This is a genomic window from Roseobacter sp. HKCCA0882, assembly GCF_037805225.1.
Taxonomy (GTDB): domain Bacteria; phylum Pseudomonadota; class Alphaproteobacteria; order Rhodobacterales; family Rhodobacteraceae; genus M30B80.
Window position 1 is genome coordinate 1,050,527 of the sequence record NZ_JBBLYI010000001.1, and the last position, 13,259, is coordinate 1,063,785.

The window sequence follows — 13,259 nt, forward strand, 5'->3', positions numbered from 1 at the left end:
ATATTCAACCCAGACTGCACTGGGAAATTGGCCATGATTAATAGAAAACCATTTGATGGCGCAATTACGCGCTATTTTGAAGACGATGCGCCCGAGGCGATCCGCGCGGCCCTCAAGACAGCCGAGATTTCCGACATTCTTGATCCGACCTACCCCTATGCTGCGCGGATGGAAAATAGTCTCTAGATGGCTGAAATGACCGCATTGCAAATCGAACTGGCAAAATTTCACGCATGGGTGCGCGAAAGAGGGCAAGGGATTGCCGTGATTTTTGAGGGGCGCGATGCAGCGGGCAAGGGCGGCGCGATTGCGCGCGTCATGGAAAACCTAAATCCGCGGGTGGCGCAAATTGTGGCCTTGTCGAAACCCAGCGAAACCGAGGTGGGGCAATGGTATTTTCAGCGCTACATCCAGCATCTGCCAAGCCGCGGGCAAATTCGGCTCTTTGATCGCTCATGGTATAATCGGGGCGTTGTGGAACATGTGTTTGGGTTTTGCACGCCCGCGCAACGCGAGGCCTTTTTTGCCCAAGCCCCACGGTTCGAGGATATGCTGCTTGAGGATGGGATCAGCCTGACGAAAATTTGGCTCAATCTGGGCCGTGCCGAACAACTGCGCCGCTTTTTGGCGCGTGAGAATGACCCGCTCGAACATTGGAAACTGTCGCGTATCGATGTCGATGGTCTGGCGAAATGGCACGAATACAGCGCCGCGATCCGCGAAACCCTGACCCGCACCCATACCGCGACAGCGCCGTGGCATGTGATCCGTGCTGATGATAAACGCCGCGCGCGTTTGGCGGTGATCCGACAGATTCTAAGCCAGTATGAGTATCCAGAAAAAGACCCCAACCTTGCGTCCGCCCCCGATCCTGCCATAAGTGGCGGGCCTGAGGCTTGGACAGATCAAGGGGACAATGCGTAAACAGGGCTATCATCACGGCAATTTGCGTCAAGCCTTGGTTGAGGCCGCTTTGCGGTTGATCACCGAGAAAGGCCCCGCAGGTTTCACCTTGGCCGAGGCGGCTAAAGATGCGGGCGTGACCCCTGCCGCCGTGTATCGCCATTTTCAAGGCCGTGAAGAATTGATCACCGAGGCCGCCTTGCAAGGTCACGCGATCTTTCGCGAGGCGATAGAGGCAGCGTTCAATAGCAAATCCGCCCCTCTGGCCGCATTCGAGGCCACGGGCCGCGCTTATTTGCGGTTTGCGCAATCTTATCCCGGTCACTACATGGCCATGTTTGAAAGCGGCCTTTCGGCCAATGCCCATCCTGATTTGGCCCGTGCATCAGAAAGATCCCGCGCGATTTTGGAACGGGCCGCCGAGGCTCTTAGCGCACAATTGCCCGCCGACAGACGCCCGCCTGCATCCATGTTTACCGCACATATCTGGGCCATGAGCCACGGGGTTGTTGAACTCTTTGCGCGCGGTCGCGAAGGCGGCAATGCTCCCTTCCCCGCTGAAGACCTTCTTGAGGCAGGGATCGGGATTTATCTGCGCGGTCTTGGCCTGCTCGACAAAGACTGTTAGCGCAGGACACAGGAGACGTCACGCAGTGCCAAAAAAATGGCACTGGCCTGTAAAATTTACACAAATGTGACGATCTCCCTTTAAGGAATGCAAGAAAACCCTTATAGTCCAAATACTTGGATATGCGCGCAGGATGAATGTAATGGATTGGGATCGTTTACGGATCTTTCACGCCGTGGCGGATGCAGGCAGTTTGACCCATGCGGGGGACGTGTTGCATCTCAGCCAATCGGCGGTGTCGCGCCAAATTCGATCCTTAGAAGACGAATTAAACGCAACCCTGTTCCATCGTCACGCGCGCGGTTTGATTCTGACCGAACAGGGCGAATTGCTCTTTGATGCCACGCGCCATATGGCAAAGCGCCTTGATGCCGCCGCCGCCCGCATTCGCGACAGCGAAGAAGAGGTCTTTGGTGAATTGCGCGTGACCACCACCATCGGCTTTGGCTCGCTATGGTTGGCACCGCGCCTGCCCGCGCTTTATGAAAAATATCCTAATCTCAAGATCGATTTGATGCTTGAGGAACGGGTGCTGGATTTGCCAATGCGCGAGGCCGATGTGGCCATCCGCATGAAGGAACCCAGCCAAGCGGATCTCATTCGCAAGCGTTTGATGAATATTCGCATGCGTCTTTACGCTTCGCCCCAATATCTCGAACAAAACGGCGTTCCCCAAACACTTGAGGATTTACGCGACCATCGCCTGATCAGTCAGAATGCAACGGCGGCACAGGTCTCCTCAGGTGCGCTTTTGGTGCGTCAGCTGATGTCTTATGAAATTGGCAGCTTCTTGACTGTAAATAACTATTTCGGGGTGCTGCAGGGCGTCATCCATCACCTTGGCATTGGGGTTTTGCCCGATTACCTGACGCAAGACTTTCCCAATTTGGTGCGCGTTCTCGACAATGTCGAAAGCAATGATGTGCCGGTTTTCCTTGCCTATCCCGAAGAACTGCGGCAGTCCAAACGCATCGAGGCCTTCCGCGAATTTGTGACCGAAGAAATCATCGCACATCGCCGCAAAGAACGGGACGGAAGCGTCTAAACGGCCCGAACTCCTGCGTGACATTTCCGCCATGACCCTGTGTGATATGCGCCACATGCATAGCGGGTTTGCATTCTTGTGGCGGGATTTTTCTTGATACTTCGCAAAGTGATCATTAATTGGGCAGTAGTGATGACATTTGAACAAAGTGTCATGACTACCTCCCTGTTGGACTTCGGCCGAGACTTGTCTCGGCCTTTTTTTTTGGCCAAAGCGCAAGATGCGGCTTTTGCACAACCTGTGCCCCGCCCCCCTTTCCCCTCCCGCGCCTATGCCGTAAAGACGGGGTGTCTGCGCGTCATTGCGCCTCGCCACAGGAACGATACCCCATGACCGAACCCGAAATCACCCCCGAGTTGATCGCTGCACATGGCCTTAAGCCTGATGAATATGAGCGCATCCTCGAGATTATCGGACGCATCCCGAATTTCACGGAACTTGGCATTTTTTCGGCCATGTGGAACGAGCATTGCTCGTATAAATCTTCAAAAAAATGGTTGCGCACCCTACCAACCGAAGGGCCGCAGGTTATTTGCGGGCCAGGCGAGAACGCGGGCATTGTTGATATTGGCGATGGTCAGGCGGTCGTGTTCAAAATGGAAAGCCACAACCACCCCTCCTATATCGAGCCCTATCAGGGCGCAGCCACGGGCGTGGGTGGGATTTTGCGCGATGTTTTCACGATGGGCGCGCGTCCAATTGCTGCGATGAATGCACTCTCCTTTGGTGCAGTAGATCACCCCAAAACACGCTCTTTGATCCATGGGGTTGTGCGCGGTGTTGGCGGCTATGGCAACAGTTTCGGCGTCCCCACTGTGGGGGGCGAGTTGCGCTTTGACGCGGCATATAATGGCAATTGCTTGGTCAATGCCTTTGCCGCTGGTCTGGCTGAGACGGATAAGATTTTCTATTCCGCCGCCTCTGGCGTGGGGATGCCTGTTGTCTATTTGGGCGCCAAGACAGGTCGTGACGGGGTTGGCGGGGCCACGATGGCCAGCGCCGAATTTGACGACACGATTGAAGAAAAGCGCCCAACTGTTCAGGTTGGCGACCCTTTCACAGAAAAGCGCTTGCTTGAGGCCTGCCTTGAATTGATGGCCTCAGGCGCGGTGATCTCGATCCAAGATATGGGCGCCGCAGGCCTGACCTGTTCTGCGGTCGAGATGGGGGATAAGGGCGGCTTGGGGATCAAGCTGCAACTTGATCATGTGCCGCAGCGCGAGCCCAACATGACCGCCTATGAAATGATGCTGTCTGAAAGCCAAGAGCGCATGTTGATGGTGCTACGCCCCGAAAAAGAGGCCGAGGCGCGCGCCATTTTTGAAAAATGGGATCTCGATTTTGCCATTGTCGGGGAAACGATTGCTGAAGACCGCTTCGTGATCATGCACGGCAATGCAGTGAAGGCGGATTTGCCGCTGTCGAAACTGTCATCTACGGCACCAGAACATGACCGCCCTTGGGTCGAAACCCCTGCCGCCGAGGCGGTAGATTTCATCCCAGAAATCGACCCGATTGATGGGTTAAAGGCGCTTTTGTCTTCGCCCAATTACTGCGGGCGCGGCTGGGTCTATCAACAATATGACACCCAAGTTGGCGCAGACACGATCCGCACGCCGGGCTATGGGGCGGGCGTTGTGCGCGTGGCAGGCACGAATAAGGCGTTGGCATTCACCTCGGATGTGACACCGCGCTATGTCAAAGCGAACCCCTTTGAGGGCGGCAAGCAGGCCGTGGCTGAGGCCTATCGCAACCTTGTCTCTGTAGGGGCAACACCGCTTGCCACCACCGACAACCTGAATTTCGGCAACCCCGAAAAGCCCGAAATTATGGGCCAATTCGTGGGTGCCATTAAGGGCATTGGTGCGGCCTGTTCAGCGCTCGACACCCCAATCGTTTCGGGCAATGTCAGCCTTTATAATGAAACCGATGGCAGCGCGATCCTGCCCACCCCCACGATTGGGGCGGTTGGTTTGATTGCGGATATTGACCGCGACCTGATCAACGGAACGGCACGCGAAGGTCACTGGGCGCTTTTGGTCGGGGAAACCCATGGTCATTTGGGCCAATCCGCACTGTTGGCCGAAGTGTTCCATCGCGTTGAGGGCGATGCCCCCGCCGTTGATCTTGAGGCAGAGCGGAAAGCGGGCCAATTCATTCTCGACAATCGCGAAATGATTTCAGCGTGTAATGACCTCTCGGATGGCGGGCTTGCCTTGGCTGCGTTTGAGATGGCCACAGCCTCAGACAAGGGTGTGACATTGGATGCAAGCGATGCGGCCAGCTTGTTTGGCGAAGATCAGGGGCGCTATTTGATTGCCTGCTCGACCGATAAGGCCGAAGCCTTGATGGTTGCCGCGGGCCAAGTGGGCCTTCAGATCACCACGGTTGGTAAATTTGGTGGCGACCAGATCACCATTGGCGGCTCTAGCGAAAGCCTTGATGCGCTTCGGGCCCTATCAGATGGCACGCTGTCCCGCCTGTTTGACTGAGCCATAACGCGCGCCCCCAATAGGCCCCTTGTTTGGGGCCATATCGGGGCCTAGATTAGACGTAACAGACCGGAATTCATGAGGGCAGATATGGCAATCACAGCACAAGACATCGAGGACCTAATCCGCGCATCTTTTCCTCAAGCGCAGATCACGGTTGAGGGTGATGATGGCCAGCATTTCGCTGCTCAAGTGATTGATGCCAGCTTTAAGGGCATGAACCGCGTGGCCCAACAACGTGCTGTTTATGCCGCCCTCAAAGGCAAAATGGATGGCAGCGCGGGCGAATTGCACGCGCTTGCCCTCACCACCCGCGCCCCCGATTAAAAGGAAGACCCAGATGAGCGTAGAAGATCAGATCAAAGAGATGATCACGAAAAATGACGTGGTCTTGTTCATGAAAGGCACAAAATCCATGCCACAATGCGGGTTTTCCAGCCGCGTGGCAGGTGTTTTGAATTACATGGGCGTGGAATTTGCCGATGTGAATGTGTTGGAAGATGAAAATATCCGCCAAGGGATCAAGGATTTCTCAGATTGGCCCACGATCCCGCAACTCTATGTGAAGGGCGAATTCGTGGGCGGCTGCGATATCATCACCGAGATGACACTTACAGGCGAGCTAGACGCGATGTTTGACGCGCAAAATGTCAGCTATGACAAAGAAGCAGCAGATAAAATTCGTGAGGCAAACGCCTGATTTCGTTTAATATTGTGAAAAATGGCACATTAGGTTTTGCCTGACGCGCCATTTTTTATTTCTTTTTCGTATCGCCCTTGCGCACATGTTTGCTTAGGCGCGAGGGAATGGATTTTTTACGATCCTTGTAGGGGTTTTTGTCCGCTTGGCTGCGCATGAACAGACGGATCGGCACACCTGGCATGTCAAAACTATCGCGCAACCCATTGACCAAATAGCGCGAATAGCTTTCAGGCAGCTTTTCTGGCATCGAACACATCACAACAAACGAGGGCGGGCGCGCTTTGGCTTGGGTCATGTAGCGCAGGCGAATACGCCGCCCTGATGGTGCGGGCGGTGGATGCGCCTCGATCATTTCCCCCAACCATCGGTTCAGCGTGGCTGTTGGCACACGGCGGTTCCAAATCGTGGCAGCGTTAATGATTGCCGCATGCAGCCGATCTAGCCCTTTGCCTGTCTTGGCCGAAACCGTGACCATCGACACGCCTTTGATTTGCGGCAATAATTTTTCAAGACGATCGCGCAGGAATTTGAGTTTTTCCTGCTTCTCATCCTCAACATCCCATTTGTTTACCGCAATCACCACCGCGCGCCCCTCGCGCTCGGCGAGATCAGCGATGCGCAAATCTTGCGCCTCAAATGGAATGGCCGCATCCAGCAAAACCACGACCACTTCGGCAAATTTGACGGCACGCAGACCATCGGCCACGGAGAGCTTTTCCAGTTTTTCCTGCACGCGGGCGCGTTTGCGCATCCCTGCCGTGTCGAAAATCCGCATCGGCACCCCATCCCATGTCACTGGAAGGGAGATCGCATCACGGGTAATCCCCGCCTCAGGGCCCGTGAGCAAACGCTCCTCCCCCAAGATTTGGTTGATGAGGGTGGATTTGCCTGCATTTGGGCGGCCGATAACGGCGATTTGCAAAGGCCGCTCAAGCGTTAATTCGCGCAGACCCCCTTCCTCGGTTTCATCCTCATCAAGCTCGATATCGGTTTCGGGGCTGTAATCTTCGGCTTCCTTCGCCTCGATCAGCGGGGCAAGGGCCACGGCCAATTCGCCCATACCTTCGCCATGCTCAGCGGATAGGGCTAAAGGCTCGCCCAAGCCCAGTTCATAGGCCTCAAGCCACCCTGCCTGCCCTGCCCGTCCTTCGGATTTATTCGCGCCCAAAAGGACAGTGACGCCGCGCTTGCGCAGCAGATCGGCAAAGGCATGATCGGTCGGCGTCAGGCCTGTGCGCGCGTCAATCAAAAACAGACACGCATCCGCCATATCAACCGCCCGTTCTGTCAGGCGGCGCATACGGCCTTGCAGACTGTCATCTGTGGCTTCCTCAAGACCCGCCGTGTCAACCACAGTGAACCGCATGGATCCAAGCCGCGCCGCGCCTTCGCGCAGATCACGGGTGACACCGGGTTGATCATCAACCAAGGCAAGGCGCTTGCCCACCAAACGATTGAACAAGGTGGATTTGCCCACATTGGGCCGACCAATAATGGCGAGGGTAAAGCTCATGATCTCGACAGTGTAAAATTCCTAAGACCCGTCCCCTATCTTAAGGCAGGGACGAAGGAAAGCCCAAGCAAATTTCGACCGCTATTTTGCACGGCGCAGCATCAGATCGAACCGCTCAAGAAACCGCGAACGATCCGCCTTGGCAAAGGGGCGCGGGCCAGAAGGGGCGCCCTCCTGCGGCAGGCCAGCCCGCAAATCAGCCATCAGCGCGCGTGTTGCCACCTGCGCGCCGATTGTGTCCATTGTATAGGCATCCCCCTTGGGCGAAATCACCTGCGCGCCTAATTTCAACGCGCGTTCCGCCAAAAGAATATCGCCAGTAACCACAATATCATTCGCTTCAAGCCCGGCTATGATCGCATCATCAGCGGCATCAAACCCGTCCCCCACCAGATGCATCGCCAAAAGCGGGTGATTGGGCAGACGCAAATATTGATTGGCCACAAAGCGCACTCCAATCTTGTGGCGCAGCGCCACGCGAATGGCCTCTTCGCGCACGGGACAGGCATCTGCATCCACAAACACCATCGGTGAGCTCGGCCTTGGCATTTCAGTCTTAGGGGCATCTGCCGTCATTTTCACGTCTCCCGCGTCTGCTATCCGCGAATCTTCCAATTTTCGCCCGCGGGAAAAAAATCGTTTAGCGGGGCATTTTGCAGAAAAATGTAAGGCGAATTGGCTTAATTTCCTCTATCTACAGGCGAATGATCCGCAAATCCGCACAAATGCGGTTCAATTCCCCGCCGTTATGGGTCGTTTTCTCTTTCCAACCCCGTAAGCTGGCATTAATTCTTATCCATCTGGGGTAATAACAACAACTTGGGAGTTCTTCATGAAAAAACTTTTGCTGGCTTCGGCCGCCTCCTTGGCGCTTGCGTCCATGGCAACCGCACAAGAGGTAAAGATCGGCACTGTTGTGGGCTTTACAGGCCCGCTTGAATCGCTTGCGCCTGACATGGCTGGTGGCTCGGAATTGGCGATGAACGAAGTGAACGCAAGCGGCAATTTCCTGAACGGCGCGACTGTTGTCTCCGTGCGCGGCGACAGCACTTGTATTGACGCGGCCGCTGCAACTGCTGTTGCAGAACGCCTCATCACATCTGATGGCGTCAGCGGGATTGTCGGCGCGGATTGCTCGGGCGTCACCAACGCAATGCTGCAAAACGTAGCCGTGCCAAACGGCATGGTCATGGTGTCCCCATCCGCCACTTCGCCTGCGCTGACCACCGTTGAAGACAATGGCCTCTTCTTCCGCACCGCGCCATCTGACGCGCGTCAGGGTGTTGTGATGACCGAGGTGATCATGGATCGCGGCATCAAATCCGTTGCGGTGACCTATACCAACAACGATTACGGCCAAGGCTTGGCTGATAGCTTTGCTGCAGCATTCGAAGCGGCGGGCGGCACTGTAACCCTCGTTGCAGCGCATGAAGATGGCCGTGCGGATTACTCTGCAGAAGTAGGCGCCTTGGCGGCTGCGGGCGGTGACGCATTGGTCGTTGCAGGCTATGTAGATCAGGGCGGCTCGGGCATCATCCGCGCAGCACTGGATTCTGGCGCATTTGAAACTTTCGTCTTCCCTGACGGCATGGTGTCTTCTGCCCTCGTTGCAAACTTTGGCAGCGAGATTGATGGCTCCTTCGGCCAGCACCCTGGCACCGATAGCGAAGGTGCAGCGATTTTCGAAACCCTCGCCGCTGAAGCAGGGTTCGATGGCACTCAGCCTTTTGCGAAAGAATCCTATGACGCAGCAGCCTTGATCATGTTGGCCATGCAGGCCGCAGGCTCAAGCAACCCTGCCGATTACGCAGGCGAGATCATGGATATCGCAAACGCCCCAGGCACGCCAATCCTGCCTGGTGAATTGGGCAAAGCCTTGGAATTGATCGCAGCGGGCGAAGACATCGACTATGTTGGTGCCTCTGCCGTTGAATTGATCGAGCCAGGTGAATCCGCGGGCAACTATCGCGAGATCGAAATCTCTGGCGGCGAGATCACAACAGTACGTTTCCGCTAAGTTGATCTAATCAAGACCAACGGGCAGCCCGGAGTGATTTCCGGGCTGCTTCGTTTAAAGGATGCGGGACAAGCGATGATTACTGTCGAAAATCTGCACAAACATTTTGGCGGCTTTCACGCCGTGGATGGCGCAAGCCTGACAATTGAAACAGGCTCTATCACGGGTCTGGTTGGCCCCAATGGCGCGGGAAAGACCACACTGTTTAACGTGATTGCGGGCGTTTTGCCCCCGACATCTGGCCGCGTTGTTATGGATGGCGAGGATATTACGGGCCTTCCGCCCCACGAGCTATTTGGCAAGGGATTGCTGCGCACATTTCAGATCGCGCATGAATTCTCATCCATGAGCTGCCGCGAGAACCTGATGATGGTGCCAAGCGGCCAATCGGGGGAAACGCTGTGGAACACATGGTTTGGCCGCAAACGCATTGCTGAAGAAGAGCGCGCGCTGAAAGCCAAGGCCGATGAGGTGTTGGAGTTTCTAACCATTTCCCATCTCGCAGATCATCCGGCAGGCGCGATTTCTGGTGGCCAAAAAAAGCTGCTGGAACTGGGCCGCACGATGATGGTGGATGCAAAAATCGTGTTTCTAGACGAGGTGGGTGCAGGCGTTAACCGCACGCTGTTGAACACGATCGGCGATGCGATCATCCGCCTGAACAAAGAGCGCGGATATACATTCTGCGTCATTGAACATGACATGGATTTCATCGGGCGGCTTTGTGACCCTGTGATCGTGATGGCCGAAGGGCGCGTTTTGGCCGAAGGCACATTGGACGAGATCAAAGCCAATGACGATGTGATTGAGGCCTATCTTGGGACAGGTTTAAAAAATAAGGACAAGATTGGGGCATGAGCGAGACATCACCCTTTTTGATCGGCGAGGCCATGACGGGCGGATATGGCAAAGGGGCCGATATCCTGCACAGCTGCACCATCGCGGTCGAGCGCGGCGAGATCGCCGTCATTGTGGGCCCTAATGGCGCGGGCAAATCGACCGCCATGAAGGCGGTCTTTGGCATGCTGTCGCTGCGCGAGGGGCGTGTTGTGTTGGATGGGGATGATATCACCGCACTTTCGCCGCAAGATCGCGTTGTGCGCGGGATGGGGTTTGTGCCGCAAACCAATAACATCTTCACCTCTATGACAGTCGAAGAAAATTTGGAGATGGGTGCCTATATCCGCCGCGATGATTTCCGCGACACGATGGAACAGGTCTATAGCCTCTTTCCAATCCTAAAAGACAAACGCCGCCAAGCGGCGGGCGAATTATCGGGGGGTCAGCGTCAACAAGTGGCCGTGGGGCGCGCGCTGATGACCAAGCCGAAAGTGTTGATGTTGGATGAGCCAACCGCAGGTGTCTCGCCCATTGTTATGGACGAGTTATTTGACCGCATCATCGAAGTGTCCCGCACGGGCATCCCCATTTTGATGGTCGAACAAAACGCGCGTCAGGCATTGGAAATCGCGGATAAGGGCTTTGTTTTGGTGCAAGGGCGCAATGCCCATACAGGCACGGGCAAAGAGCTTTTGGCAGATGCGGATGTGCGCCGCTCCTTCTTGGGGGGTTGAGGAATGGATTTTCTAAACGCAATTGTCGCTTTGTTGAATTTCGTGATTGTGCCTGCCACCGCCTATGGCGCGCAATTGGCGCTTGGTGCGCTTGGGGTGACGTTGATTTACGGCATCTTACGCTTTTCCAATTTCGCGCATGGTGACACAATGGCCTTTGGCACGATGATCACCATTCTGGCCACATGGGGCCTGCAATCTTTAGGCGTCACGGCGGGGCCTTTGCCAACCGCCCTCATCGCCCTGCCCCTTGGCATCGCTGCCACAGCCGCCTTGGTGGTCGGCACGGATAAGATGGTCTATCACTTTTATCGCCAAACCAAAGCCAAGCCTGTGATCTTTGTGATTGCCTCAATTGGCGTGATGTTCGTGATGAATGGGATCGTGCGCTTTATCATCGGGGTTGATGATCAAAACTTCGCCGATGGGGCAAGGTTCCTGATCTCTGCTCGTGATTTCAAAGACATGACAGGCCTTGATGAAGGGCTTGCCATCCGTTCGACCCAAGCGATCACGGTGATCGTGGCAATTTTGGCGGTGGTGGCCCTGTTTTGGTTCTTGAACAAAACCCGCACGGGCAAATCCATGCGCGCGTTTTCCGATAACGAAGATTTGGCACTGCTCTCAGGCATCAACCCTGAGCGCGTTGTGATGATCACGTGGTTAATTGTGGCGGCTTTGGCGACCACGGCGGGCGTGCTTTATGGTCTCGACAAAAGCTTTAAGCCCTTCACCTATTTCCAACTGCTCTTGCCCATATTTGCCGCCGCGATTGTGGGCGGGCTTGGCAACCCTCTGGGGGCAATTTTGGGGGGCTTCCTGATCGCCTATTCCGAAATCGCGGTCACCTACGCCTTCCGTAAGGTGGTTGGATATATCGGCCCCGAAGGCTGGAGCCCCGAAGGAATGCTGCAGCTTCTATCGACCGATTATAAATTTGCCGTCAGCTTTACGATCCTTCTGATCGTGCTTCTGTTTAAACCCACAGGGATCATGAAAGGAAAATCGGTATGAACCTGACACTGGATCGCAAGGCGGCAGTTCTCTTTGCGTTGGTGGCTGTGCTTTATATCGGCACAGGCTTTGTTCAATCATGGAACACCGCGCTGTCTATTCTGAACATGGGCCTGATCTCGGCCATCATGGCGCTTGGTGTGAATATCCAATGGGGCTATGCGGGCCTCTTTAACGTGGGTGTAATGGGCTTTACCGCGCTTGGCGGTTTGGCGGCTGTTTTGGTGGCCTCTGATCCTGTTGAGGGGGCATGGGGGGCCACAGGCGGATGGCAAGTCTTGCTTGCCCTGTTAATGGGCGGTGCGACCATTGCCGCCGCGATTGCGCTATGGGGCAAGATGAAAGGTCACAACTTGCGCGGCCTTGCGATGGCGGGCTTGTTAATCGCGGGCTTTTTCATCTTCCGCGCGGTGTTTGACCCTGCCGTGGCCACGGTGGAGGCCATTGACCCTGCCCTGACGGGCAATATCGGGGGCCTTGGTTTGCCCATCATTCTGGCATGGCCTTTGGGTGGGCTGCTTGCCGCAGGGGCCGCATGGATCATTGGGAAAACTGCGCTTGGCCTGCGGTCGGATTATCTGGCGATTGCCACTTTGGGTGTGGCTGAGATCATTATCTACATCCTGAAAAACGAAGATTGGTTGGCGCGCGGCGTGAAAAACGTCATCGGCCTGCCCCGCCCTGTGCCTTACGAGGTTGACCTACAAGCCAACCAAGCCTTTGTTAGCGCGATGCAAGGATTAGGCGCTGACCCTGTCACAGCCTCCTCCATCACGGTCAAGCTGTCCTATGCGGTGTTATTCTCAATCGTTCTGATTGCCCTGATCTGGCTGACACAGCGCGCGCTCAACTCGCCTTGGGGGCGGATGATCCGCGCCATTCGCGACAACGAAGTTTCTGCCGCCGCGATGGGAAAAAATGTCACGGCGCGGCATTTGCAGATTTTCATCCTTGGCTCGGCCGTTTGTGGCCTTGCAGGCGCAATGATGACCACGTTGGACAGCCAACTTGTGCCAAGCACCTATCAACCGCTGCGATTTACCTTCCTGATCTGGGTGATGGTGATTGTGGGCGGATCAGGCAACAATATCGGCGCGGTCTTGGGCGGCTTCTTGATCTGGTGGTTCTGGATTCAGGTCGAACCTTTGGGTCTGTTGCTGTTGCAGGGGATCACGGCGGGCATGGCCGAAGGATGGCTGAAAGATCACCTGATGGATGCCGCCGCGCATATGCGTCTTTTGACCATGGGTCTTATCCTGCTATTGGTCTTACGCTTCAGCCCGCGTGGCCTGTTGCCAGAACGCTGAAAAAACAGCGCCCGCGAAGCGAAGGGGTCCCCTTGGGCTGCGCGGGCGCATCAAAACCACGCT

At 55.6% G+C, this 13,259-nt stretch carries 12 protein-coding genes and 1 pseudogene; 11 read left to right on the forward strand and 2 right to left on the reverse strand.

The window, feature by feature from the left end; translation table 11 throughout:
* The first annotated feature begins 33 nt into the window (after positions 1-33).
* From ppk2 to grxD, 6 genes and pseudogenes are all read left to right on the forward strand, one after another.
* Positions 34-924, forward strand: a pseudogene (ppk2, locus tag AAC622_RS05440) (polyphosphate kinase 2).
* Positions 917-1,531 carry a TetR/AcrR family transcriptional regulator gene (locus AAC622_RS05445; protein WP_340260725.1) on the forward strand — a complete coding sequence of 205 codons (615 nt, stop codon included), beginning with the start codon at positions 917-919 and terminating at the stop codon, positions 1,529-1,531. The pseudogene ppk2 and the gene AAC622_RS05445 overlap by 8 nt, the downstream one beginning before the upstream one ends.
* A 142-nt stretch (positions 1,532-1,673) precedes the next feature.
* Positions 1,674-2,576, forward strand: coding sequence for a LysR family transcriptional regulator (locus tag AAC622_RS05450; RefSeq protein ID WP_340260726.1), 903 nt, complete (start codon positions 1,674-1,676; stop codon positions 2,574-2,576).
* Positions 2,577-2,905: 329 nt separating this feature from the next.
* Positions 2,906-5,068, forward strand: a complete 2,163-nt coding sequence (gene purL / locus AAC622_RS05455; protein WP_340260727.1) for a phosphoribosylformylglycinamidine synthase subunit PurL — start codon at positions 2,906-2,908, stop codon at positions 5,066-5,068.
* A 90-nt stretch (positions 5,069-5,158) separates the two neighbouring features.
* Positions 5,159-5,395 (forward strand): BolA/IbaG family iron-sulfur metabolism protein, encoded by a 237-nt coding sequence (locus AAC622_RS05460; protein WP_340242769.1) that lies wholly within the window; start codon positions 5,159-5,161, stop codon positions 5,393-5,395.
* A 13-nt stretch (positions 5,396-5,408) separates the two neighbouring features.
* The gene (gene grxD, locus AAC622_RS05465; protein ID WP_340260728.1) at positions 5,409-5,768 is read left to right on the forward strand and encodes a Grx4 family monothiol glutaredoxin; all 360 of its coding nucleotides are present in this window, start codon (positions 5,409-5,411) and stop codon (positions 5,766-5,768) included.
* 55 nt (positions 5,769-5,823) lie between these two features.
* Here the strand turns inward: grxD and der are convergent, their stop codons facing one another.
* Together der and AAC622_RS05475 are read right to left on the reverse strand one after the other, a co-directional pair.
* Complete coding sequence (der, locus tag AAC622_RS05470) at positions 5,824-7,284, reverse strand: ribosome biogenesis GTPase Der (protein ID WP_340242770.1); 1,461 nt, start codon at positions 7,282-7,284, stop codon at positions 5,824-5,826.
* Between the two features lie 81 nt (positions 7,285-7,365).
* Positions 7,366-7,860: a YaiI/YqxD family protein gene (locus tag AAC622_RS05475; RefSeq protein ID WP_340260729.1), complete on the reverse strand. Its 495-nt coding sequence runs from the start codon at positions 7,858-7,860 to the stop codon at positions 7,366-7,368.
* Between the two features lie 256 nt (positions 7,861-8,116).
* Here AAC622_RS05475 and AAC622_RS05480 point away from each other — a divergent pair, with 256 nt between their 5' ends.
* The 5 genes from AAC622_RS05480 (at position 8,117) to AAC622_RS05500 (ending at position 13,196) form a co-directional block, all read left to right on the forward strand.
* Entirely contained in the window at positions 8,117-9,301 is a 1,185-nt protein-coding gene (locus AAC622_RS05480; RefSeq protein ID WP_340260730.1) for an ABC transporter substrate-binding protein, read from the forward strand.
* A gap of 75 nt (positions 9,302-9,376) precedes the next feature.
* The gene (locus AAC622_RS05485; protein WP_340260731.1) at positions 9,377-10,159 is read left to right on the forward strand and encodes an ABC transporter ATP-binding protein; all 783 of its coding nucleotides are present in this window, start codon (positions 9,377-9,379) and stop codon (positions 10,157-10,159) included.
* Entirely contained in the window at positions 10,156-10,875 is a 720-nt protein-coding gene (locus tag AAC622_RS05490) for an ABC transporter ATP-binding protein (RefSeq protein WP_317654578.1), read from the forward strand. The genes AAC622_RS05485 and AAC622_RS05490 overlap by 4 nt, the downstream gene beginning before the upstream one ends.
* Positions 10,876-10,878: 3 nt before the next feature.
* A complete protein-coding gene (locus AAC622_RS05495; RefSeq protein ID WP_340260732.1) occupies positions 10,879-11,889 on the forward strand; it encodes a branched-chain amino acid ABC transporter permease in 1,011 nt (336 codons plus the stop codon).
* Positions 11,886-13,196 (forward strand): branched-chain amino acid ABC transporter permease, encoded by a 1,311-nt coding sequence (locus tag AAC622_RS05500; RefSeq protein WP_340260733.1) that lies wholly within the window; start codon positions 11,886-11,888, stop codon positions 13,194-13,196. The genes AAC622_RS05495 and AAC622_RS05500 overlap by 4 nt, the downstream gene beginning before the upstream one ends.
* The last annotated feature ends 63 nt before the right edge of the window (positions 13,197-13,259 follow it).

What these genes read in the sequence shown, in the direction of transcription:
- AAC622_RS05475 (WP_340260729.1), bottom strand. Translation starts at nt 7,860, where the DNA reads ATGACGGCAGATGCCCCTAAGACTGAAATGCCAAGGCCGAGCTCACCG.
- AAC622_RS05490 (WP_317654578.1), top strand. Translation starts at nt 10,156, where the DNA reads ATGAGCGAGACATCACCCTTTTTGATCGGCGAGGCCATGACGGGCGGA.
- AAC622_RS05495 (WP_340260732.1), top strand. Translation starts at nt 10,879, where the DNA reads ATGGATTTTCTAAACGCAATTGTCGCTTTGTTGAATTTCGTGATTGTG.
- AAC622_RS05500 (WP_340260733.1), top strand. Translation starts at nt 11,886, where the DNA reads ATGAACCTGACACTGGATCGCAAGGCGGCAGTTCTCTTTGCGTTGGTG.
- purL (WP_340260727.1), top strand. Translation starts at nt 2,906, where the DNA reads ATGACCGAACCCGAAATCACCCCCGAGTTGATCGCTGCACATGGCCTT.
- AAC622_RS05445 (WP_340260725.1), top strand. Translation starts at nt 917, where the DNA reads ATGCGTAAACAGGGCTATCATCACGGCAATTTGCGTCAAGCCTTGGTT.
- AAC622_RS05485 (WP_340260731.1), top strand. Translation starts at nt 9,377, where the DNA reads ATGATTACTGTCGAAAATCTGCACAAACATTTTGGCGGCTTTCACGCC.
- der (WP_340242770.1), bottom strand. Translation starts at nt 7,284, where the DNA reads ATGAGCTTTACCCTCGCCATTATTGGTCGGCCCAATGTGGGCAAATCC.
- AAC622_RS05450 (WP_340260726.1), top strand. Translation starts at nt 1,674, where the DNA reads ATGGATTGGGATCGTTTACGGATCTTTCACGCCGTGGCGGATGCAGGC.
- AAC622_RS05480 (WP_340260730.1), top strand. Translation starts at nt 8,117, where the DNA reads ATGAAAAAACTTTTGCTGGCTTCGGCCGCCTCCTTGGCGCTTGCGTCC.
- grxD (WP_340260728.1), top strand. Translation starts at nt 5,409, where the DNA reads ATGAGCGTAGAAGATCAGATCAAAGAGATGATCACGAAAAATGACGTG.
- AAC622_RS05460 (WP_340242769.1), top strand. Translation starts at nt 5,159, where the DNA reads ATGGCAATCACAGCACAAGACATCGAGGACCTAATCCGCGCATCTTTT.